Source organism: Shewanella goraebulensis (assembly GCF_030252245.1).
In the GTDB taxonomy this organism is placed as follows: Bacteria; Pseudomonadota; Gammaproteobacteria; order Enterobacterales; family Shewanellaceae; genus Shewanella; species Shewanella goraebulensis.
In genome coordinates, this window is the sequence record NZ_CP126972.1 from 4,692,178 (window position 1) to 4,715,583 (window position 23,406).

At 41.8% G+C, this 23,406-nt stretch carries 23 protein-coding genes; 14 read left to right on the forward strand and 9 right to left on the reverse strand.

What is annotated here, in order from left to right; translation table 11 throughout:
• Positions 1 to 73: 73 nt before the first annotated feature.
• The 3 genes from QPX86_RS19775 (at position 74) to envZ (ending at position 3,128) form a co-directional block, all read left to right on the forward strand.
• Positions 74 to 859, forward strand: coding sequence for a hypothetical protein (locus tag QPX86_RS19775; RefSeq protein WP_285163699.1), 786 nt, complete (start codon positions 74 to 76; stop codon positions 857 to 859).
• A gap of 196 nt (positions 860 to 1,055) precedes the next feature.
• On the forward strand, positions 1,056 to 1,781 hold the full coding sequence (gene ompR, locus QPX86_RS19780) for an osmolarity response regulator transcription factor OmpR (protein WP_220752501.1): 726 nt from the start codon (positions 1,056 to 1,058) through the stop codon (positions 1,779 to 1,781).
• Positions 1,782 to 1,805: 24 nt separating this feature from the next.
• Positions 1,806 to 3,128, forward strand: coding sequence for a two-component system sensor histidine kinase EnvZ (envZ, locus tag QPX86_RS19785; RefSeq protein ID WP_285165207.1), 1,323 nt, complete (start codon positions 1,806 to 1,808; stop codon positions 3,126 to 3,128).
• A gap of 93 nt (positions 3,129 to 3,221) precedes the next feature.
• Here envZ and hmpA read toward each other — a convergent pair whose 3' ends face one another.
• Complete coding sequence (gene hmpA / locus QPX86_RS19790) at positions 3,222 to 4,415, reverse strand: NO-inducible flavohemoprotein (protein ID WP_285163700.1); 1,194 nt, start codon at positions 4,413 to 4,415, stop codon at positions 3,222 to 3,224.
• 365 nt (positions 4,416 to 4,780) lie between these two features.
• Between hmpA and QPX86_RS19795 the strand changes: the two genes are divergently transcribed.
• A complete protein-coding gene (locus tag QPX86_RS19795) occupies positions 4,781 to 6,769 on the forward strand; it encodes a methyl-accepting chemotaxis protein (protein WP_285163701.1) in 1,989 nt (662 codons plus the stop codon).
• 134 nt (positions 6,770 to 6,903) lie between these two features.
• Here QPX86_RS19795 and QPX86_RS19800 read toward each other — a convergent pair whose 3' ends face one another.
• The 3 genes from QPX86_RS19800 to QPX86_RS19810 all read right to left on the reverse strand — a co-directional run bounded on the left by QPX86_RS19800 (position 6,904) and on the right by QPX86_RS19810 (position 8,998).
• Positions 6,904 to 7,377 (reverse strand): peroxiredoxin, encoded by a 474-nt coding sequence (locus QPX86_RS19800; RefSeq protein WP_285163702.1) that lies wholly within the window; start codon positions 7,375 to 7,377, stop codon positions 6,904 to 6,906.
• 155 nt (positions 7,378 to 7,532) lie between these two features.
• The gene (locus QPX86_RS19805) at positions 7,533 to 8,078 is read right to left on the reverse strand and encodes a DUF2937 family protein (protein WP_285163703.1); all 546 of its coding nucleotides are present in this window, start codon (positions 8,076 to 8,078) and stop codon (positions 7,533 to 7,535) included.
• Between the two features lie 38 nt (positions 8,079 to 8,116).
• Positions 8,117 to 8,998, reverse strand: a complete 882-nt coding sequence (locus tag QPX86_RS19810) for a LysR family transcriptional regulator (protein ID WP_220752506.1) — start codon at positions 8,996 to 8,998, stop codon at positions 8,117 to 8,119.
• A 197-nt stretch (positions 8,999 to 9,195) separates the two neighbouring features.
• On the opposite strand from QPX86_RS19810, the gene QPX86_RS19815 reads away from it, so the two are divergent.
• Positions 9,196 to 9,531 carry a hypothetical protein gene (locus QPX86_RS19815; RefSeq protein ID WP_220752507.1) on the forward strand — a complete coding sequence of 112 codons (336 nt, stop codon included), beginning with the start codon at positions 9,196 to 9,198 and terminating at the stop codon, positions 9,529 to 9,531.
• Between the two features lie 65 nt (positions 9,532 to 9,596).
• Here QPX86_RS19815 and QPX86_RS19820 read toward each other — a convergent pair whose 3' ends face one another.
• Positions 9,597 to 10,523 (reverse strand): permease, encoded by a 927-nt coding sequence (locus QPX86_RS19820; protein ID WP_285163704.1) that lies wholly within the window; start codon positions 10,521 to 10,523, stop codon positions 9,597 to 9,599.
• Positions 10,524 to 10,636: 113 nt separating this feature from the next.
• On the opposite strand from QPX86_RS19820, the gene QPX86_RS19825 reads away from it, so the two are divergent.
• Positions 10,637 to 10,948: an ArsR/SmtB family transcription factor gene (locus QPX86_RS19825; RefSeq protein ID WP_220752509.1), complete on the forward strand. Its 312-nt coding sequence runs from the start codon at positions 10,637 to 10,639 to the stop codon at positions 10,946 to 10,948.
• The gene (locus QPX86_RS19830) at positions 10,924 to 11,835 is read left to right on the forward strand and encodes a helix-turn-helix domain-containing protein (protein ID WP_285163705.1); all 912 of its coding nucleotides are present in this window, start codon (positions 10,924 to 10,926) and stop codon (positions 11,833 to 11,835) included. The genes QPX86_RS19825 and QPX86_RS19830 overlap by 25 nt, the downstream gene beginning before the upstream one ends.
• Positions 11,836 to 11,850: 15 nt before the next feature.
• On the opposite strand, the gene QPX86_RS19835 is transcribed toward QPX86_RS19830, so the two are convergent.
• The 4 genes from QPX86_RS19835 to QPX86_RS19850 all read right to left on the reverse strand — a co-directional run bounded on the left by QPX86_RS19835 (position 11,851) and on the right by QPX86_RS19850 (position 15,907).
• A complete protein-coding gene (locus tag QPX86_RS19835) occupies positions 11,851 to 12,390 on the reverse strand; it encodes a dihydrofolate reductase family protein (protein WP_285163706.1) in 540 nt (179 codons plus the stop codon).
• A gap of 183 nt (positions 12,391 to 12,573) precedes the next feature.
• The gene (gene hutZ / locus QPX86_RS19840; protein WP_220752511.1) at positions 12,574 to 13,116 is read right to left on the reverse strand and encodes a heme utilization protein HutZ; all 543 of its coding nucleotides are present in this window, start codon (positions 13,114 to 13,116) and stop codon (positions 12,574 to 12,576) included.
• 69 nt (positions 13,117 to 13,185) lie between these two features.
• Complete coding sequence (gene hutX / locus QPX86_RS19845; protein ID WP_285163707.1) at positions 13,186 to 13,695, reverse strand: heme utilization cystosolic carrier protein HutX; 510 nt, start codon at positions 13,693 to 13,695, stop codon at positions 13,186 to 13,188.
• A 175-nt stretch (positions 13,696 to 13,870) separates the two neighbouring features.
• Complete coding sequence (locus QPX86_RS19850) at positions 13,871 to 15,907, reverse strand: TonB-dependent hemoglobin/transferrin/lactoferrin family receptor (RefSeq protein WP_220752513.1); 2,037 nt, start codon at positions 15,905 to 15,907, stop codon at positions 13,871 to 13,873.
• 355 nt (positions 15,908 to 16,262) lie between these two features.
• Here QPX86_RS19850 and QPX86_RS19855 point away from each other — a divergent pair, with 355 nt between their 5' ends.
• From QPX86_RS19855 to QPX86_RS19885, 7 genes are all read left to right on the forward strand, one after another.
• Positions 16,263 to 17,039, forward strand: a complete 777-nt coding sequence (locus QPX86_RS19855; protein WP_285163708.1) for an energy transducer TonB — start codon at positions 16,263 to 16,265, stop codon at positions 17,037 to 17,039.
• 20 nt (positions 17,040 to 17,059) lie between these two features.
• Positions 17,060 to 17,833 carry a MotA/TolQ/ExbB proton channel family protein gene (locus QPX86_RS19860; protein ID WP_220752515.1) on the forward strand — a complete coding sequence of 258 codons (774 nt, stop codon included), beginning with the start codon at positions 17,060 to 17,062 and terminating at the stop codon, positions 17,831 to 17,833.
• Entirely contained in the window at positions 17,833 to 18,255 is a 423-nt protein-coding gene (locus QPX86_RS19865; protein WP_285163709.1) for an ExbD/TolR family protein, read from the forward strand. The genes QPX86_RS19860 and QPX86_RS19865 overlap by 1 nt, the downstream gene beginning before the upstream one ends.
• A gap of 117 nt (positions 18,256 to 18,372) precedes the next feature.
• A complete protein-coding gene (locus QPX86_RS19870; protein ID WP_285163711.1) occupies positions 18,373 to 19,275 on the forward strand; it encodes a heme/hemin ABC transporter substrate-binding protein in 903 nt (300 codons plus the stop codon).
• Positions 19,276 to 19,323: 48 nt separating this feature from the next.
• Positions 19,324 to 20,340, forward strand: coding sequence for a FecCD family ABC transporter permease (locus QPX86_RS19875; protein WP_220752518.1), 1,017 nt, complete (start codon positions 19,324 to 19,326; stop codon positions 20,338 to 20,340).
• Between the two features lie 190 nt (positions 20,341 to 20,530).
• Entirely contained in the window at positions 20,531 to 21,295 is a 765-nt protein-coding gene (locus tag QPX86_RS19880) for a heme ABC transporter ATP-binding protein (RefSeq protein WP_259651230.1), read from the forward strand.
• A gap of 131 nt (positions 21,296 to 21,426) precedes the next feature.
• Positions 21,427 to 23,274, forward strand: a complete 1,848-nt coding sequence (locus tag QPX86_RS19885) for an ABC transporter ATP-binding protein (RefSeq protein WP_285163712.1) — start codon at positions 21,427 to 21,429, stop codon at positions 23,272 to 23,274.
• Positions 23,275 to 23,406 lie beyond the last annotated feature (132 nt).

Below are 23,406 nucleotides of genomic sequence, written 5' to 3' on the forward strand. Positions count from 1 at the left end.
CGTTCTTTACTAAACTTGAGATCCCATTTTTATTTACCTTATTTTGCGTAAATAACATAAAAAAGGAACTTTTATGTGCTGTAGAGTGTTCTGGTTGGTGTTAATTGGTGCAGCAATATTATTGCTAGTGAGCTTTAAGGCGTTGCCAAGTAGCCACCTCCCCGCGCACATCATAGGTAACTGGCTAAGTCAGCAAGCTGGCCATATCGAGCTACTACAAATTAATGAAGATCAAAGTTATCTTCAAATTGGTTTAGACTTAAAAGAGCCCAGTAATAGTTTTGCAGAATGGGGCAGTTTTGCTTTATCTGATACTGATACTTTTACCACTATGCCTTTATCCATTTCCTTCAATCCCACCTTTAGTAACAATCCTGCTAAAGGGTTTATTACCCTGCTCACCGAACGTAATCGCAGTAACGTTTATCTCAACAATGACGCTTCACGGCTACAATTAAACATGGATAGAATGGGCGACAGTTCCATCGACAGCGTTGTCGAATATGAACAGCTGCGCTCGCGGGACATAGAAGGATATTGGTACAGCCAAGAATTCGATGATTTGTATGCGGTATTGATGCTCGATAATGGCTTGTATGTGCAACTGCAAATTAACTTTGAACATAACGACGAATTAACTGGCATGGAGTGGGGGCAATACCAACATCAAGCAGAATCTGACGAAGTGTATTTCCAAGCTCAATTTGATGACAATCATCAAACAGGTTTCAGTCGTTATGGCGAAATTGCCTCTGCAGCATTTAATGTCAAACTTCATGATGATCAGTTGATCTTTCTGCTAGATAACAATGAAGATGGCGTAATAGATACTTTTTCTCGGCTGATGCGAAAAAACTGATTTAGTTACAATTTCTAATAATCCTACCAAACTCATTAAATTCACTTAATTTCATAGACTTAATGGTATAACTTCGTCATATTGTTCCTGCACAATCACAAACTACTGTTACACCTCTTGTTTGCACTCTAATAAAGTCGCTATATTTAGCTTAATAACTGTATTTAGCGCCGAAATTTAGACAAAAGGATATTTCATGGGCCAGGAAACATCTAAAATTCTCGTTGTCGATGATGACATGCGACTCAGATCATTATTGGAACGCTACTTACTTGAACAAGGTTATCAAGTTCGCAGCGCAGCCAATGCTGAGCAAATGGATCGCTTATTAGAGCGCGAAAACTTTCATTTATTGGTTTTAGACTTAATGCTGCCAGGTGAAGATGGTTTATCCATTTGTCGCCGTTTGCGTCAGCAAGAAAATCCAATTCCGATTGTTATGTTGACAGCTAAAGGCGATGAAGTAGACCGCATTATTGGTTTAGAGTTAGGCGCAGATGATTACTTACCAAAGCCGTTTAATCCACGTGAGCTATTAGCACGAATTAAAGCGGTTATGCGTCGTCAAACCACTGAAGTGCCAGGTGCTCCTGCCCAGCAAGAAGAAGTCATTAGTTTTGGTGATTTTTCACTGAATTTGGCCACCCGCGAAATGTTCCATGAAGATAAGAGCATTGCACTCACCTCTGGTGAATTTGCGGTGCTTAAGGTATTGGTATCTCATCCAAGAGAGCCATTATCTCGCGATAAGCTAATGAACCTTGCCCGTGGTCGGGACTATTCTGCACTAGAACGATCGATTGACGTACAAGTCTCTCGCTTACGCCGTTTAATAGAAGTGGACGCCGCAAACCCTCGCTATATCCAAACAGTATGGGGTTTAGGCTATGTGTTTGTGCCAGATGGCACTGCTCGAGGTTAATTTCCTATCAGCCAGTCAAAAGCAATCAAACTGAAGTGGTGGCAGCGTTTTCTGCCACGCAATTCTTTCAGTCAAACGGTATTACTCATTGGTAGTTTGTTGCTGATTAACCAACTGGTTTCTTATCTTTCTGTGACGGTTTATTTTATTAAGCCTAGCTACGAACAAATTAACCAACTCATTGCCCGTCAAATAAACCTGTTGTTTATTGATGGGGTTGAGCTCTCCCGTGATCATCTCACCATTGTTGATGCGCTAAACGCTAAAGTGCGTGACGATGAGATGAAAATCTATAACCAGCAAAATGCGGTTGCAGCAGGACTTGATTCTGCAACCTACTACGGTTTTTTGTCAGAACAAATGTCAGAGTACCTTGGCGGTGAAGCTGAAGTACGTTTTTCTCAAGGCACACAACTGCAAGTATGGATTCGACCTCCCCAAGCACCCACATTATGGATAAAAGTCCCACTAACTGGCTTAAATGAAAATGATTTATCGCCACTGACACTTTACCTATTAGTCATTGGCGCGCTAAGTGTTGCCGGTGGATGGTGGTTTGCTCGTAGGCTCAACAGACCCCTTAAACGTTTACAGCGTGCTGCAGTGACCGTTTCAAAAGGCGAGTTTCCTAAGCCATTGCCATTAAGTGGCTCTTCTGAGATTGTTGAAGTAACCCATGCTTTTAATCAAATGTCCCATAGCATGAAACAGCTTGAGCAAGACCGCGCCCTACTAATGGCAGGGATATCGCACGATCTTCGCACCCCGCTGACTCGTATTCGCCTCGCATCAGAAATGATGGTCGATGAAGACAAGTATCTTCAAGAAGGCATTATCAATGATATTGAAGATATGGATGACATCATTAAGCAATTTATTGCCTATGTACGTCACGATCAAGAAAGTGTACGCGAGCCTAATCAAATCAATCGCCTAATCCAAGAAATTAGCCAGCAAGAGGTTAATCGTGATGGTGAAATCGAGTTAGATCTACAAGAGTGTCCATTGGTACCCTTTCAAAGTGTCGCCATTAAACGGGTACTGAGTAACTTAGTTGAAAATGGATTTAGATATGGCGGTGGCTGGATAAAAATCAGCTCTAAACATAAGCCCAAATATGTCAGCTTTATTGTCGAAGACAACGGCCCTGGCATTAATGAAGCTAAAATCGATGAACTATTTCAACCATTCACCCAAGGCGATAGCGCCCGTGGTTCAGTAGGGTCTGGCCTAGGTTTGGCCATTGTGAAGCGGATTATTGACCGTCACCACGGAAAAATTGAACTGAGTAACCGTCCTGAAGGCGGCTTAAAAGCACAAGTATGGTTGCCAATAGATAATAGTTAATGACCTTGTTAACAGCCCAAAGTTTGATAACAAAAAAGCGACTGCTATAGATTAAATAGTGAGTCGCTTTTTTCTGATTGGCTATCGCTCAGTTTATAAGTCTGAATGTGGGCCAAACACTTCGTAATGAATTTGCGACTCTGGCACATTAAGCGCGAGTAACTGCTGCTTAATCGCCTTCATAAACCCAATAGGGCCACAGAAATAATACTGTGCATTTGGCACAATACGCTCAGCGATATTTTCCAGTGCAATTGTCCCTTCAAAATCAAAATCTTCAGCGGGTAAATCTGTCGCTAATGGTTGACGATACCACACGTAACTTTCAAGGTGAGTATTGGCATTGCGCTTAGCTTTTATCGCATCTTTAAAGCCATGCTGCGCACCGTCTTCACAGGCATGAACCCACGTAATATCTGCTTGGTGTGATTGAGACAGTAACTGGTTAAGCATGCTCTTCATTGGCGTCACACCCACACCAGCTGATAATAACACTACTGGTGTTTGTGCTGCTGTAGCCAATACAAAGTCACCTGCTGGCGCTACAACATCAATCACATCGCCTACTAGGTAATGATCATGAAGCAAGTTCGACACCTTGCCTTCTGATTCACGCTTAACACTAATGCGGTAAGTGTTGCCATTAGGTGCATCTGATAATGAATACTGACGAATTTCTTTAAACTCTAATTGTTCATGCTCAAGCGACACGCTTAAGTACTGCCCAGGAGTAAAGTCGACAACTGATCCACCGTCTTCTGGCTCTAATAAAAATGAAGTAATCACTGAAGACTCTACTGTTTTAGCCTTTACAACAAAACGGCGCTTACCTTCCCAGCCACCAGTTTTCGCAGCGGTTTGCTGATAAAGCTGCGCTTCACGATTGATAAAGATGTCGGCTAAAAAGCCATAAGCATTGCCCCAAGCGGTTAGGACTTCTTCAGTCACTGCATCACCACCCAACTCTTTTAACGTGGCTAGAAGATGGCCGCCAACAATGGCATATTGCTCAGGTTTAATTAAAAAGCCAGTGTGTTTATGGGCAATACGCTCAACGGCAGTGCCAAGGGCTTCTAAGTTATCTATATTTTTAGCGTAAGCGGCAACGGCATTAAATAATGCAACAGGCTGACCGCCAGTGTGTTGATGAGCCAAGTTAAATACATCTTTTAACTCAGGGTTATGTTCGAACATACGTTGATAAAAATGAGTGGTTAGCGCAGGACCTGCCGCTTCTAGTAATGGAATAGTGCTCTTAACAACGTCTTTAGTATGCTGATCTAACATAAACAACCTCTAATATGTATTTAAAATGCATGTTTTAACGAGATAATAAACATGCATTTGATTTAGATCAATATATTTTAGATTAATTTCATTTTATCTAGCGCAATTTTACGCATCAATTGTATAAATCAGGCCGTTTTCGCGTTACAAACAGCTTCACCCAAACATAGCGTTGTGGTTTAACTCTATTTAGGTGTTAATCATCTACTTCGTTGTATGTAACTGAGCCTCTTTAAATTTAACCATAAATAAAACAAGGATTTAATAAAACAAAGAGATACAAGTTGATACATACGATGTAATCTTTCTGTCATATTTTATTCATAAAATCCACAACACTTAACTTCCAAAAAACTAACATTTCAATGAAGATTTCCACTCTTTCTTTAACAGCTTCGGCGATCTTGTTGCTGCTAGCAGCCCTACTAGCTACTACTGTACTTTGGAGCACTGATAAACGTCAGCAACTAGAGTTACAAGCTTCCGAACTACAACAAATCCAACAAGCTTTTTTGCTTGAAGTCCGCCCTAATATCAATGCGTACCTTCAAGCCGGCGACAGTGGCACATTAAACCAAGCAAGACAGCAACTCACCGACATTTCAGCGAGCATCGACCAAATAAACTTACCTTCAGCAACGAACGACATTCAAACCCTACAGCAATTTCTGCGTGGTTTTGTTGATAACCTGGATAATCGCTACCGCGCAGCAGGAAAGCTTGCGGGCAATCCAAGGCAGCTACTCGCTCACTCAGAGTCCGAAATGCTCGACAACAATATGCGTCTGGCAGCTTATGCCGAACAAGGTTTAGCTATCAATGCTGATTTAGCCCAAGGCTTTTTACACCTTAGCCGCGAGCTACCGCCACTGGTATTTAGGTTATCGCAGCTCACAGATGGCTATTTAATTAACAAAGACTCGCGTTTAGAAGCCAGTTTACAGCGAAGTATTGACGAGCTTAATCAATGGCATAACCAACTCAAAAAACTAGCACTTATTGGTATTTATGAGCTTGAAGAAGTCGATGAGTTTGCCCTAAGCGCCGATGAGCCAGAACAGTTTGAAATTGGTGAAAGTTACCGTAATGAGCTATTAAGTTTAAGCCTACGCTACGATAAAGAAGTGGCCAATACTTACCAAATGTTGGCTGACAACTTAGCCGTTCAGTCGCAGCTCACCGCTGACACGAATCAAGTAGAGCAGCAACTAATGCGCTTGGGTGAAGTCCACAGTAAATACGATCAAAATTTGAAAAAACAATTACAAACCATTCTGTATTCGATGGTGATCATTATTGGTTTATTTGCAGTGATCTATTTATGGCTACAACAACGCCGAGTGGTTAAACCGCTAAAGCAACTTAATGCCGCTTTTTTGCAACTAAGTGAATCAAACCACCGCGAGCAATTACGCATAGATAGCCGCTGCGAAACAGGTCAAATTGCAGGTCATTTTAATCAGTTACTGCATCAGTTCGAGCAAGAAGATGAACAACAGCGACAACAGGTCAGCAAAGTATCACAATCTTTGAGTTTACTGATAGATCGTATTAAACAGTTATCCAATGGTACAGAGCAAACTCAGCAAGTGGTTGATATTGCCCAAACGCAAACTGGGCAAATACGTGAACTTGCCGATCAAGTTAAACAAACGTCATCTGTAGTTGAGCAAAAAGCGGCGCTGACAATGGAACATATGCAAGCAAGCCAGAAACAAGCTGAAGCTGTACTAGATGCCTCCAAAATCTCGCATCAAGCAGTGAGCCACTGTAATCAATCCTTAGACCAACTATCCACTTCGGTGACTGACGTATCACAAATTATTGATGTCATTGGCAACATTGCTGAGCAAACCAATTTGTTAGCATTAAACGCAGCCATTGAAGCAGCCCGTGCAGGTGAGCAAGGGCGAGGCTTTGCGGTTGTTGCAGATGAGGTGCGTAATTTATCTCATCGCACCCAAAGCTCGCTAAAAGACATTCTCAATATTTTGGAGCAGTTAACAGTTTCAAACAAAGCCTTAACCGACAGTGTCCAAGGTATTGGCGAAGCCACCCAAAGCCAGCAAGCGCGGGCAACAAATTTGTTAGACGTGGCGAAAACAGTGCAAGCACAAGCGCAAGAGATGGTCAGTACTGCCAAACAAGGCACTGACTTTGCGAATCAACAAGTGAACTACCTCGATGAATTTGGCACCGCAATGGACAGCTTAAAACACCATGCACAAAGCGCATCAGATCAAAGCCATCATATTGCATCTGAAGTCGCTGAATCTGTTAATTCAATTGAACAAAGCTTAGGGATAGAAGCAGAATTAGTCGCGTCTGCAGCAACAAAGAAAGGGCCTTTTTAGTCATTAAAATGATTCAATAAAGGCTCTTACTCGTCATTAGTTTTCTTCGACTTTTATTCGATTACGTCGATTAAACGCAAATAAAAAAGCGACTTTGTTAAGTCGCTTTTCAAGAGTTAAGCCAGCCAATGCTTTTATAGCGTGGCTAAAATAGCTTCAGCAGTACTGACTTCAAAAGATTTTGGCGCTTCAACATTTAGCGTAGTCACTACGCCGTTATCGACAACCATGGCATAACGTTGCGAGCGAACGCCACCAAACCCAGCGGTATCCATATCTAAGCCTAATGCCTTAGTGAAACTCGCATCACCATCAGCAAGCATAGTCAGCTCAGATGCATTTTGCGCCGCGCCCCATGCTTTCATAACAAAGGCATCATTAACCGAAACACAGGCAATTAAATCCACGCCTTTAGCTTTAAGTTGATCAGCGAAGACTACAAAGCCCGGTAAATGCGACTCTGAACAGGTTGGCGTAAAGGCGCCCGGTACTGCAAATAACACAACCTTCTTATTGGCAAATAATTCACTTACATCGTGATTTAGCATACCGTCAAGAGTGAGTTCAGATAATGTACCAGTAGGTAAGGTTTGTCCTTGTTGAATCATGGTAAGTCCTTAGTGTAGTGCTTAGTGAATTTGAATTTGAATGTGAATGTGAATGTGAATGTGAATGAGGTAAGCATAAAACGAAATCGACTTCACAAACACCGATGCTTTGTATGGTTAATTTATTGACTCGTCTTTAGCTTTAAATTTTAGACTTAAGCTTTAGATTCAGGATTAGTTTTAGCTTTAGGCTTAATGGCTCTATAAGCATGCTTACAGCCTTTGCCACAACCGACTAGGCACAATTCGCAGGCTAACGACAATAACAATCCCAATAATAACCCTATGCTGATCGCTCGTGTATCAAGCATGATCGTATGACTAAAGTGGTGCCAAACCTCTTGGCGAATATCTTCCATAGGCTCAAATGCCACTTGCTTAAAACCACTAAAGTCAGTTTGGTTAAACTGGATTAGCGCAACATTAAGTAGCTGATACCGCTGATATATGGCTTCAATACTGTCACCACCAGCATTAATCACTTGATCAGGATTTTGTTGATAATGGGCAATCAACTGTTGAATATCACCACCAAAGAAACGGTCTGCATCGCGCTGAAACTCAGCCAAACTGAGTTTGGCTTCTTGAGAGTGTGCATGAAGTCGCTGACCATATTGGTCAACAAATGCAGGCACTTGCACACCCAGTAATACGCCACTAACAAACAAAATAAGTCGTAAATACTCCATTATCGACTTCATCAATCGCTCCATTTCTTATATTTGGTCAATGCTCACACTCATAAGGTTAACCTAGGTTGAATAAAGTCAATAAAAGCGGATATGCGCCGCGCCACCGAAGAGGACTTATAGTAAACCGCATTCACTTGCCTACAGCCAGCATTGACTAATTTTTCCGACTCTAACACCTTAACAAGCCTGCCTTCGGCAATATCCTTGTTAATCATAAACCCAGATAGACAACCTATGCCGTGGTCGGCAAGGACTAGCTGCCTGATGGTTTCACCATTACTGCACCTCATAGAGGGTTTAGCTGTAAACCCTCCTTTTAACGGCCATTGATTTAAGTTTTTAGGCTCAGAAAAACCAACCAAGTCGTGATAATTAAGCTCGCACACTTGTTTGGGAGCGCCACGTTGACGGATATATTCTGGTGTTGCCACTAAGTATAAAATACTGTTACCAAGTAGCCTTGCGTGCATAGTTGAATCAACCAGCTCACCAATGCGGATTGCCACATCGGTATGCTTTTCCAGTAAATCAACGAAACCTTCATTTGAGGTAATTTCTAAGTCTATATCTGGATAACAGGCTTTAAATTCATGTATTAAGGGCACAAGTTGATGAAATACAAATGGACTTGCTGCATTCACTCGTAGCCGCCCTTTTGGCAAATCGCCACGGCATATTAAATCATGCTCAGCTTGGTTCAAGCATTGTAATCCTAAGCGCACAGAATCAATAAACTGCCGCCCTTCATCGGTTAAATCGACCCGACGAGTCGTGCGATTTAATATTGTTACCCCCAGTTGTTGCTCTATACGAGTCACTGAACGCGACACCTTTGCCACTTGAATATCAAGCGCCTCAGCGGCGGCAGAGAATCCGCCACTATCAACCACTGTAAGTAATATCTCTAAATCATCTGAACGCGTCAGCATATTGGTTCCACCGGTTTGCAGTTGCTAAAGCTGATATTTTTATTGGCTTACGCCATACTTGCTCTTCAATCACACCATTGGTGCTATTCATTCATCGAGCGATTACTGCTATGTTATTTTTATGGTTATGCAATCACGTCGCAGGGTAGCGATATAAGTTAACCATCAATATGGACATTACATTAAAGGATTAATACATGAAAGCCGCGATTATTTTACCATTACTGCTGTCATCATTTGTCATGACAACATCAACCTATGCTGAAGAACTCACCCCAGAACAATTGGATATGGTGATTCAAATGTCAGTCAATCAAATGAAAAATGAAGGCGAATTTGCCAAGATGGCCACCTGTACTAATCAATCTGAAACCAAAGTTGAGTCGGTGTTTCGCTCGGTCATGCGCACGTGTGTTGAGAGACACATGCTAGATGAAAATGATGAGAAAACCACAGCGTGTTTAGTGTCGAATTTTTCAGATAAGTTGGGGATTTCAGAAGAGAAATTTACCGCCTGTACTGATGAAAGTTAGCTCATCAGCAAACAAAAAAGCACTCACCACAAGTGATGAGTGCTTAATCTTTGATTCTTATACCGTTAGAAAATAAACTGGTATAAGAAACCTGCTGCAATCGCCATTGATATAATGACCACTAAAAACGCCGCAATCATTTGATTTTTAAATATCGATTTAAGCAAGATGACTTCAGTTAAACTGGCACCAGCACTACCAATAATCAGCGCCATGACCGCACCTAGTCCCATCCCTTTTGCAGCTAACGCAGCGCTTAATGGGATCACCGCTTCAGCTCGGATATACAAAGGAATACCAATAACCGCAGCAACCGGAATAGCTAATGGGTTATCTTCGCTAGCAAAACTGGCCACAAACTCCGTTGGCATAAAGCCGTAAATTAATGAACCAATTGCAATACCGCCTAATAAGTAAGGTAAAACCGTTTTAAAATCTGCCCATGTGCTGTTCCACACTTTACGCCATTTGCTGACTTCTTTAGCTTTACCACCACATCCACTACCGCAACCTTTTGACTCAGGGGCGATATAGGCTTCAGGTTTTACATATTTTTCAAACCCAAGTTTTTCAAGGGTGTAACCCGCAATAACTGATACGCCCATTGCCATAACAAAGTAAAATAACGTCACTTTAAGACCGAATGTCACAGCAAATAAACCAATGATAATTGGGTTTAGCAAAGGGCTAGCAAACAAGAACACCATCATGGTGCCAAACCCTGCTTTTGCTCTTAATAGTCCTTTTAAAAAAGGGATGGTCGAGCAAGAACAGAATGGGGTTATTGCGCCTAAAAAACCAGCAACAATGTAACCACGGCCGCCTTTACTGCTCAAAATACTTTGAATTTTTGCCGGTGGAATGTATAGCTGTAATACTCCCACAAAATAACTAATCGCCAAAAATAAGATGGTCAGCTCAACTGCTAAGAACATAAACATGTCGAGCGTTTCTTTGAGCATATCCATATTAATGAAGTTGGAATCAAACATAATTACTACCTAATTTAACCATATTTCTAGAATGATCGAAATATAAACCTTAAAACTGGATAGATCAAGATATTTCTAGTATTATCGAAATATAATTTCAAAAAGGAATCGTCATGGAAATTGAAACTATCGCTAAGGCATTGAAAGAACTCGGACATCCGACAAGACTAACCATTTATAATAAAGTGGTACGTGCGGGTTATCAGGGAGTAGCGGTCGGTGCTCTACAAGAAAGTTTAGCGATTCCTGGTTCAACGTTATCTCACCACATATCAAGTTTGGCTTCTGCTGGACTGATTTCCCAGCGTCGTGAAGGTCGCACCTTATACTGCGTGGCTGAGTTTGAACAACTTGAATCTGTGATTAGTTTTTTACAGAATGAATGCTGCGCTGACGAGGAATGCACTCCAAAGGCGGCATCTTGAACGGCTGGATGATCCCACCAATTGATAGCCTTGTTGCCCGTTATGTCGAATGCTATTGGTTTATTAACACCGTCAAAGATGACGATGGTATCGCTCACCCAAAGCTTAACCCTGATACTTGTGGACATTTAATTCTCACGCCTAAATATCAAGCTTATGACTATCAATCTGAGGCCTACTCCACTCAAGGAAAAGGCAGTCATTGGTTATTTCCTTATAATAAAACCTACACTATGGATCATAGTGAACCGATGACCTTACTTGGAATTAAATTTCATACTGGTGCACTGTACTCATTAAATCTTGAGCCCAATACTGTTGAGGTAAACCGTATTGCTCAAGTTGATGTGGAGCAACTATTCCAGCAATTTCCGCCAAAGCCAGATAGCAATTTAGCAGCTCAATTAAACGTATCTTTAGACTCATATTTAGAATCATCTTTAGCATCATTGCTACAAGTAGGCCAACAGGATCAAACGGCCTGCGCAGAACTGCTAGACCAATTACTGCTGCCTTGGGTGAGCACCGCAAAAGATGATAAACACAGTGAATTAGTCAGAAAAGCCATTGCGCTACCACCTGAAGTGGTCATTTCGCAAATGGGACAGCAGTTACATTGCTCCCAGCGAACCTTAGAGCGCAGCTTTTTACGTGTAACAGGGATGACATTAAAACAATGTCAGTCAATCAATAAGCTCGATAATCTACTGACGCATTTATCAAAACATGAAAATAATGATATTAATTGGAGCGATATTGCGCAGCAATTTGGTTTTAGCGATCAACCGCATTTAATCCGCTATTTGAAAAATGCCATTGGCAATACCCCTAGAGAGTACGCCAAATCAAGAGAGTTCGTGATTGATATATATGGCAATTTTGAGTAACTCGTTGCCATCAGTTTAGTCTTCGCGTACTCGAATAAAGCTATTTGTCACTAAACAACCTAGATGCTGTTGACTGCTGATATGTTTGAATTTTAACGGCGCAGCCAACTCACCAAACAAAGAAATACCGCCGCCGAGTAAAGTCGGAATGGTAGTAATGATCAGCTCATCAATCATATCTTGCTTTAAAAAGTTTTGAATCGTCGCACCGCCATCGATATACAGTTCGTTAAACCCTTTTTGATTAAGCTCATTCACTACTTGTTCAAGTTCACCGTTAACAATAAACACCTTATCCGCCACTTCAGGGGCAACTGTTGTCAGGGTATTGCTAAGTACAAATACAGGTTTGTGATAAGGCCAGTCACAGTCAAAACTCATCACCTTTTCATAGGTATTACGGCCCATAACCAATGCATCGATTCGACTCATAAAAACACTGTACCCCATATCTGAACCTTCTGGGTTTGGCATATCGTGAAGCCAATCAATATTATTGTTTTTGTCAGCGATATAGCCATCAAGGCTAGTTGCAATGAACACAATATTACTCATAAGATTAATGCCTTTTAGTGTTTATTTGAGATAGAAAGCCAAGCTTTTAGTTTAACAGCTTAGGTAAAAAGTGGGAGTTAATTTGAATCATGATCTGTTAACTGGGCATAAAAAAGCCCACTGAACTCAGCGGGCTTATAACTATTTAGCTTTAGACAATGGGGTTAACTTTTCACTAAATAGTTACGCTTCGACTGCCACTTGCTTAGGGGTACCGTGGTGGCCATCGCGCTTCCAATCTACATCTAACAACTCAGCACCAGATAAGCTAAATGCTTGTCCGAAGCCTTTAACGTATAAGCCGTGATGTGGATTAAGTTTAAATAGATTGAAGTCTTTTAATGCTGCTAAGTTATCAATCATTTCACCAAAACGAGTCGATAATGCCGCTACGCCTTTGGTAAATGTATCGGTATCTCTTGCAACTATTTCGGCTGTCGCATCAAAAGTTAATCGTTTACGGGCAAACACGCTTTTCGACTCAGACTCATCTTCAACTAACATAACAGATAGCTTGTCAGAGGCTTTTAAGTTGGTGCCATGGCGAGCCAGCTCACTCACTAGAATATAAAAGCCGTCATCAGCTAGAGCAAAAGGCGCGTAACTGGCATTAGGTATGCCGTCAGCATCTTGGGTAGCAAGCTGTAATGTTGAACGCTGGGCTTTAAATTCTTCAATTTCTGGGAGTAGCTTTTCTCGTAAACGTTGCTCTTTTTCTGTCGACATCACGATTTCCTCTTTCTATATTTATTGAGCGCTCTATTTTATTAAGCGTTAGTTAGGTTGCTGCGGTCATCAAGCCACTGCGAGCACACTGTCTTTCAACGCTTGGAAGCGCTCAACTTGATCGCTTAGCAGCACGCGCTTTTTATCTCGACCTAAATACACTTTAAAGACTACTTCACCTTGTGCACCGAAGAAGTTAATTGAGTGGCTTTCGGTCCCTCTAAACGGTTTACTGATCAAAGCAATAGCACTAATATCATCTAATTTTAAATGACCATGTAGTCCTTCACCTTTGGTGATTAAGTTGTAATAACCATGGGCATATTTTCCTTTAGGAAACGAGCCTTTAAATTCAAAAATACTACCTGAAGCGGATACGATAGTGGTCATGTTGCCCCACTCAGGTAGCGACGCCAATAAGCTATCTTTTTCTGATAAAGGCAGTAATACCAACTGCTCGACTGGTAAGGCGTTAACCACTTCAAGTTCTGTGATTGCTAACTCAGCAGCAACTTGCCCTGGCATTGCTGCTGGGTTATCTGCTAAATACTGTTTAATTTGTTCTACTGATACAGCCATGGAATATCTCCAATTATTTATAAAGCCATGTCGCGGATGCTAATTTTTACAAAACCAGAATCTTGAAAAAGCCGCTCAAGCTTTAGTGCTTGAGAAGCTTATTTCAGTCAGCATTAAACGAATATTTCACTGCATAATGCTGACTTATGATTTATATCCGCTTGTGGATAAAGGATTAAAATGAGTAACGCGCTGACAATTTGAAATTCCTGCCTTGTTCGTACAAGGTTTGCCACGCTTGGCGATATTCCTCATCACCGATATTTTCTACTGCAAAATCAACACGTAGCCCTTCAAAAGTTCCCATTGCAGGTTCCCAAGCTACATATACATCCCACAATTTGTATGAGTCATATTGCTCAAGGTTATCTGCTGGTAAATCGTCTTGCTCAGCAACGTAAGTGAAACGTGTACCAAACTTCATATCGCCTTCCATAATCGACTGCGATAAATCTATGCCCATTTTTTTAGCTGGAATATTTGATAAATACTCATCGGTATTCTTGTCTTTACCTTCGGTCTGACCGTAGTTAAATGTCACACGGGTTTGCTTGTAACGGTAACGAGTATTGAATTCAAAACCGGTTAATTTAGCTTCATCAACATTATCCCAAGAGGTCGTTTGCTCAAGTCCTGGAATGCCATAAAGCGGGTTAGACACCGATTGCTCAATGAAATCGTCAACATCATTTCTGAACACGCTTAAGGTAATCGCTAACTCGTCGTCACCGGCTAAATCAGCAAAGCGCATATCTGCTTTTATCTCTTTGTTTTGAGCTTTTTCAGCTTCCAAATCTGGGTTGATTTCGAAGGTATTACACAGGCCATCAGGTAAGAAACCTGGGATTGAAGGAATACAGTAATGGGTACCAGTTGAATACATTTCTTCCATGCTTGGAGCACGGAAAGCTTCGTCATATCGAGCACTTAAGGTTAACCAGTCAGTGGTGTTCCACACTAAGCCGACAGAAGGGGTAAAAGCGTTATCATCAGATGACAAACCTAAGTTATTACTCTCGTTTTCGAACGTGTCGTAACGTACACCAACGTCTAAAGCGACTGTTTCAGTTAACTTAATGTCTGCTTTAGTAAATGCGCCCCAAACTGTGGTTTCACCATCAATATCTTCTGGTCGCTCACCCACTTGCCCATAATCGTCACGTACTGTGTTAATCGTGTCTTTATAACCGTCAACACCGTAAGTCAGCACAGTATTGCCGAAAGTTGAGCTGTTATTAATGCTAAAACCAATGGTTTCAAATTCAGTGCTATCGAATTGGTCTTTAGTGACACGGTCTTCGTCGTAATTGGTGCTGTTCCAATAAACGGTGGCGTTTAAATCCAATAATGGGTTATCAGTTGGATTTAAGCTGTAATCTAACGTCACGTTTTGATCTTCAGTATCACGTTGTACTAATGGGACTGAACTGCCGACATTAGTTGATGGGTTACTTGGCACTAACTCATCGGTATTTGAAAAACGTGCAGATAACTGTAAGCGTTGGTCATCAGTGGGTTCCCAACCAATTTTTGCTAAACCGCTCGTTGCTTCAGAAGCACTGTTTTCAAGGGTTTGGTCATTACCAATCTTGATATTATTGCTATCGTGGTAGCTACCACTTAATAACCAATCAATGTTGTCAGCTAAACCATATAGCGTACCGCTGGTTTTAATCTTGTCGCCGTTCGTTTCAAAACCTTGCTTGATATAACCACCAAAGGTATCGCCTTCATCTAAAAAGTCTTGGGCTGATTTGGTATTTTGCGCAACCACACCACCAATAGCACCACTGCCCCATAAGCTACTTGCAGGGCCACGCACAACTTCGATTGAGCTTAGTAACTCAGGATCCATGAAGTAAGTGCCACGGTGACCTGAATTAGTATTTTGACGTGCACCATCAATGGTTTGTAATACTCGTTGACCACTTAAACCACGAATTTCAACACCCTGAGAAGAAGCTCGAGGACCATTTGTCACACTGACGTTAGCTTCGTTTTTCAGTGCATCTGCAACCGATGAAGGTTGTGACTCTTGCATTTTCTCTTCGCTGATCACTGTCACGCTTCGGCTAGTATCAGATACTTTTTCACTGATACGCGTTGCTGTGACTAAAACTTCATCAAATTCGGTGACTGTTTTGCTTTCTTGTGCATATGCGGTTGTACTGAAAACCATTGCCATTGCTACTACGAGTGGCTTCTTGGTCATGATTAAATCCTCAAAGTATAAATACAAAATTCGGCTTAGTTCGAGAGAAGTAATGACCACTTTGTGTTAGTGAAAAAGTTAATGAATCATGCTGAAAAACTAATCACAAAGTATTATTACTGCCTGACTAATTGCCGCACTTTACCTGAGAACAAAATATAGATCAAATGAAAATCATTATCATTTGCGATCTCATTAGTATTGATGTACATTTAACTCAATACTAATAAGGAATGAATATAACCTGTTGTTATTAAATGATTTGTAAAGAATGTAAAGATTCTAAGCTAACTAATTACTTCAATTGGAATTGTTCAACCTTTAACCGCATTGATGTTGTAGAAGAATATTGCAGATGACACCTAAACGATATTTTGCTTTCGGATGTTTAACGATTTTAATCCAAGGAGGGGTACTGGCCTCTCAAAATAGCGAGCCTACTATTCAGTTATCTGAAGGTGCTGCAATGGGATCAAATCAAGCTGTCAGCGTCATGATTGCAATGCAAGCCAGCGCACAGGCATCAAGTATTGAAAACACTGTGGCAGAAGTGAAACAACCGGAGCCCGTTACTAAGCCTGAATCCATTGTTAAACCTGAAGTTCAGCCTAAACCAGAAATTAAAACCGATCCTAAAAAGCCAGCACCAGAAAAAGTCATTGCCAAAGTTGAGGAGGTTAAGCCTCCGGTAACTAAACCTGAAATCCCTAAGACAGAAATAGTTGACACTAAAGTTGTTGAGCCAGAAACAATTGAGCAGCCACCAGCAGAAGTAACAGAGTTTGCCAGCGCAGATGCCAGCGCAACTCACAATCAACAGCAAGTTGATGCTAAGCAAGGGATCACTCAAGAAACCGTTGCACTGCAACAACCGACGTTTTCAGCGCCACCATCTCAACCTAATTACCCTAGAAAAGCCCGTAAAAGAGGTTTTGAGGGCACCGCGACAGTGGAAGTCATGTTTAATCAAATTGGTGAGCAACTCTCGCTCACTTTAGTTAATAGTTCAGGTTATAGCTTACTTGATGCAGCAGCTATCGATGCCGTTGAAAAGTGGCAATTTGCCGCACCATCACCACAAACAGCTTTTGCTTACACAGTAAGAGTACCGGTGAAGTTTGCGCTAAATTAATCTGAAGATAGGAAACCAACATGTCTCAACCATTATATTTGCAACTGTCAGAGCAATTAGGCTACTTAACTTGGCCATTATTTATTTGTGCATTCTTAGCCATTCTCATCATATTAGAGCGTGTAGCTTTAATGGCCAACGAGCTTTTAAAGCGAGATGCATGGCTCACTGAACTGAGAAAAAAAACTCGCAGTGCAACCCCAGAACAAAGACAACAACTGCTGACCCAATTAAGTAAAGGCCGCACTATGTTAGCTAAGGGAACAGGCCTGTTGTTATCCCATGGCGATCATCCACGCGCTATGCGAGAAGAGATTTTAAATCTTTGGCTAATAAAGCAAAAAGAAAAGCTGCAATCAGGCTTAAAAGTCCTGCAGATTATCGGCGTAATTACTCCCCTACTTGGTCTATTAGGCACAGTATTAGGTTTGATTGAAATGTTCAGTCAGCTGGGTATTTCTGATGGTCCAGTAACACCATCACAACTCGCAACGGGTCTTGGACTTGCAATGAATACGACTGCTGCGGGGTTAATTATTGCGGTACCAGCTATCACCATGTCTCACTTACTGAGTTTATGGGCTGAAAAGCGCTGCAATAAAATGGCTCATGCTTTAAATCAGCTAAACCTATGGTTAGAAGGTTTTGATCAAGCATTAAACATTGGTTGTGAAGCGCCGTGCGGAGCCAATGCACCTTGCCTTAAAGCGGGTAAGAGCAACACCAATCAACAACAGTCTTCTACTGCCAATATGACTGCACCAATGAATGCAACGCTATCGGAGTCAAACTGATGATCAGCGCAGACCCTAGCGCCGGCTCTTCAGCTCAAGCAAGTGTCGGGATTGATTTAACCCCGCTCATCGACATTATTTTTATTGTGTTGGTGTTCTTGCTGCTGACCGCTAATACCCAGCTGCTGACATTACCTGTGGATGTTCCAACAGAAGTCGACTCTGAACTCGTGGGCTTGTCTCAGGAACAACATATTTCAATCAATATTCTGACTGAAGCGCCACACTGGGCATTAGACAGTCAACAATTTGAAGATTTTGATCAATTTGAAGCAGCCTTTATTCAAGCGTTCACTGAGACACCTGATATCAATGTTGTTGTCGCGGCAGATAAAAATGCACCTGTGCAGCCACTAATGACTGTGCTGGCATTACTACAACGACAGCAAATTACTAATACCCAAATTTTAATGGAGCCCTAATGCTGCGGTCACTTATCTATTAAAGATATTTATCTATTGTATCTATTAAAGATAGTTGTCAGCGCTATTCATTAGGGAATACCCAACTCATTTTATTTATTCGGAGTTTAATAAATTATGCTCAAGCTACAAAATTTCAAGCTTAACAATGTATCACTCACCAGCATGATGACAGCAACCATGCTACTTTCAGCAGCCTTGTTTAGCCAAATGGCAACAGCAGAAAATCGTGTAGTTAGTGCTGGCGCTGGTATCACAGAATTAGTCTTAGCTCTCGATGCTAGCGATGAATTAGTGGGTGTTGATTCAACTAGTCTGATCCCTGATGAGTTAGATGCGGTCGCTAAACTTGGCTATCACCGCATGTTATCTGCAGAAGGGATTTTAGCCCTTTCACCGAGCATATTATTAGGTTCTGAAGCTATGGGACCCAAAAACACTTTAGACATATTATCTAATGCTAATGTTGAAGTGGTCACATTCCCAAGCGCGAATACCAAAGATGAACTTGTCAGTAATGTGGAGCAAATGGGTAAATTGCTCAACCGCGAATCACAAGCCAATGAGCTTAAACAGAAACTCGATTTATCATTTAACCAGCTAGAAACTAAGCAACAAAAAATTAGTCAACACGGTGATGCACCGAAAGTGTTGTTCCTGCTACTTCAACAAGACAGACCTGCCCGCGTCGGCGGTAATAACACAGCAGCAGACATTATTATCAATCTCGCTGGCGGCCAAAACATCGCTGGATTTGATGGTTACAAAAGTGTTTCTCAAGAAGGTATTTTAGCCTTACAGCCTGATGTGATTTTGATTTCAAACCGCAGCGAAGTTGACTCTACCGATCCAGTCAGCGAGTTACTGAAAGCAATGCCATTACTTGAGCACACACCAGCAGGCGAGCATAAACACATTAAGAGCTTGCCGTCTCAAGCATTAATCGGTGGCCTTGGTTTAAGTGCTGTTGCAGCTGCAGATGACTTAGCCAGCGACTTTATCAGTATCAAAAAGCTGTAGTGATATAGGTCTTTTTTACAGAATTAATCAGTCTTACTAGGACGCATTATGGAAAATCAACGTTGGCTTTGGCCTTGTTTACTCACCGCTTTGGTGATTACAAGCCTGTTGTCTGTCAGCATCGGACCATTACAAATTAGCCCGACCACCAGCTTTAATGCCATGGTGAATTGGGCCACAGGCCAAGAGCTGGCATCAGTTGCTCCCCATGAGCAACTGGTCATTAACAATGTTCGCTTACCTCGCACTTTATTAGCACTGGCGGTAGGTGCAACACTGGCACAATGTGGTGCTGTGATGCAGGGGTTATTCCGTAACCCTTTAGCTGACCCAGGCATTATCGGCGTGTCATCTGGCGCGGCATTAGGGGCTGCAATCTGTATCGTATTATTCCCTTTTGGTGGCGAATACTTAGTGGCGTTTAGTGCCTTTGTCGCTGGCCTTGCAACTACATTAATCGTATATCGACTAGCGGCGAGCCCAACCGGTACTTCAGTGGTGTTATTACTGCTTTCTGGTGTTGCTGTTGCTGCACTTGCTGGCGCTGGTATCGGCGTACTCACCTATATGGCTGATGACATGGCTCTAAGGGATTTGACCCTATGGCAAATGGGCTCAGTTGCAGGTGCACAATGGCATTATGTTGTACTCAGTCTAGTGGCGCTTGCGGTTATTAGTTGGCAGTTTAATCAAAGTGCCAAAGCATTAAACGCCCTATTATTAGGTGAATCAGAAGCACGTCACCTCGGCCTTGATGTCGATAACCTAAAACTTAAACTCATTGTGCTTTGCGCCATTGGCGTTGGTATTGCGGTAGCGGCAACGGGCATTATTGGCTTTATCGGCTTAGTGGTACCGCACTTGGTCAGAATGATGATTGGACCCGACCATCGTTTATTACTGCCATTAAGCGCCATGTTAGGTGCGGCAATATTGGTGGTTGCAGATATTGGCGCACGCTCAATTGTTGCGCCGTCTGAATTACCTGTTGGCTTAGTGACAGCTTTATTAGGTGCGCCTTTCTTCATTATTTTATTACTCAAACAGCGCAATAAGTTGGTGTAATATGTTGAGAAATCTAGAGCTAAAATCAATGCTAAAGACACATAAATCAGCACCTGAGCTATCGGGTTTAGAGCTTGCTGGACTTGATAGAGCGGGCATGTCCCGTACCAGTAAAGACAGCGTGATATTCACACCAAAACCTGAGTCATCAGCTGAAAAAGTCCAATCCAATAATGCATTAAATAAATCTGTGGTGAGTATTAATAATCTGTCGGTGCATATTGGTAAAAAACCAGTGCTCAACGACATAAATCTTGAAATCCAACCTGGGCAAGTGACAGCTTTATTAGGGCCTAATGGCGCAGGTAAGTCGACCTTACTTAAAAGCTTATGCCAAGAAACAGCGCTTTCTTCTGGTGATATTTCCATGTTTGGCAAGCCCTTACTTGAATGGAACAGAGCAGAACTTGCCAAGTCATTAGCCGTATTACCACAACACGCCTCGTTGACCTTTCCCTTTAAAGTTCACGAAGTGGTGCAAATGGGTTTGTATCCATTAACCATTGGTCAGCAACAAGGTAGTGATCTCGTCGATAAGCAACTTGAACAAGTCGCGTTATCGGCACTTAAATTTCGCAGTTACCCTACTCTATCTGGAGGGGAAAAACAGCGAGTACAACTGGCCCGAGTATTAACTCAACTTGCTCAAGCACCAAGCAATCCCATTTTATTATTGGACGAACCCACTTCAGCATTAGATTTGGCTCAACAGCATAGAGTACTTGAGTTAGCACAAACCTTAGCTCACCAACATAACTACTGCGTAGTGGTGGTATTACACGACTTGAATCAAGCCTGTCGTTATGCCGATAGATTGGTAGTACTGGAAAAAGGTGAAGTGGTGAGTGATGGTGAACCTCATACAGCGCTGACAGCAGACATCATTGAGAAGGTTTGGCATTACAAACCTACTTTAGTGGTCGACCCTAAAAGCAATCTACCGTTAATTTTTTAACGGTTATCACTGATGTATTCATTTAAATAACCACTCAATACATATCAACTGGCATATATTCCTTGGATACTGAGCTAGCTTTGGCTAGCTCAAGCATTTGTGTAATAACGTTCCGATTAAGGACACTAGTTTTGGCTCAACAAAACCCCCAACACGACAATCAAACCAAACCACACATCAAGCAAGATCAATCAAGACTTAACTGGGCTTGGTTAAAGCAAAAAATCGTTACTCATAAACGTCAGCTTATTCAAGCAAACCTGATTGCTGTATTAGCGACGTTATTAAGCTTACCAATCCCTATGCTCATGCCATTATTGGTTGATGAAGTACTGCTTGGGCAAACGGGTTGGCTGCTCAATAATTTACAGCCAATTTTGCCCGAAGCTTGGCACAAACCCAGTGTCTATATTGTCATTGTATTAGTCGCCGTTATTCTGCTGCGCTTACTCACCATGATCACCCAAGTTGTTCAGGCGCGCGAATTTACCAAAATAGCTAAACGGATCAGTTTAGATGTGCGTCAGCGAATGTTGATGCAATTACCTAAGATGCAAATTAGCGCCTTCGACAAATATGGCAGTGCTGGATTAGCGTCAAGATGTATTACCGATGTCGATACTGTCGAGCGGTTTGTCAGTGACACCCTGTCACGATTAATCATCAGCGTTCTCACCATTGTCGCCATTGCCAGTGTTTTACTGTGGCTAAATTGGCAACTCGGTTTAATGATCATCTTGCTTAATCCATTAGTTATTTATTTTTCATCACGTTTTGCTGAGCATGTAAAAACTTTGCGCCGTAAAGAAAATGCCGCCACCGAAGCTTTTCAACAAGCCCTTGTTGATACAGTAGATGCCACTCGAGAGTTACGTTTAGCTCAACAAGAAAAGCACTACTACCAACGAGTATTTGGACTCGCATCTAGTCTTAGCCACCACGCTATTGCTAATCAGTGGAAAACAGATGCATTAAATAAGCTCAGCTTCACCACCTTCTTATTAGGTTTTGAATGCTTTCGCGCCATGGCTATTTTTATGGTGTTGATATCTGATTTAACGGTAGGACAAATCTTTGCGGTATTTAGCTACCTTTGGTACTTAATGGGGCCAATACAAGAGCTACTCAATATTCAATATGCACGTTTTGGCGCTCAGGCATCGATGGAAAGACTTAACAACTTATTGGATTTAGACGTTGAGCCGACTGAGGAAAATTCAGATTTACCCAAAACTAAATCACAAGACTCTGTGACATCTAAAATCAATATTGATTTCAACAATGTCAGTTTTGGCTTTGAACAAGAACCGCATTTATTCAAGCAATTAAACCTAAATTTAGCGGCGAATGAATCAGTCGCATTACTGGCAATGAGTGGTGGTGGCAAGTCAACCTTAATCAATTTGCTATTGGGCTTTTACATGCCTCAATCAGGCAGTATCAGCATTAACGGCCTAGTGATGTCTGACTATGGCATAAATCGATTTCGTCAACAGGTAGGTTATGTCCCCCAACACCCTAAGTTAATTGCAGGCAGCTTACGCGATAACTTAACCTTTGGTGTTGAGATTGATGATGACACCTTATGGCAAGCATTAGCGCACACAGAGTTAAGCGACACGGTATCTCAATGGGCTGGCAAACTTGATACAGATTTAGGGCGTTCAACAACGCGTCTTTCTGGTGGCCAAATGCAACGTTTAGCCATTGCTAGAATGTTGATAAGCCAGCCTCAAGTGGTCATTTTAGATGAAGCAACATCTGCCCTGGATGCGGTAACCGAAGCCAAAGTGCTCGCTAATCTCGCAGAGTTTTTGCAGCAACGTACCTCGATTATTATCGCTCACAGATTGAATAACTTGCGTTTGGCAGACCGAATACTGGTTCTTGATGATGGCAAAATTAGCCAGTCAGGCACTGAGCAGCATTTAAAGAGTCAACCTGGGCTATTCAAACAACTCTATGTAGACGCGAGCTAATTTCACTCGTTATTCATCAGCAGTAAACCATCGTAAGTCACTTAGAGGTAAAGATGGTTTACTGCTGACAACTTAAGAATCAACCTTTAGCCATTCCAGCAGAATATGCAGATTAAAGAACTTACGTTCAAG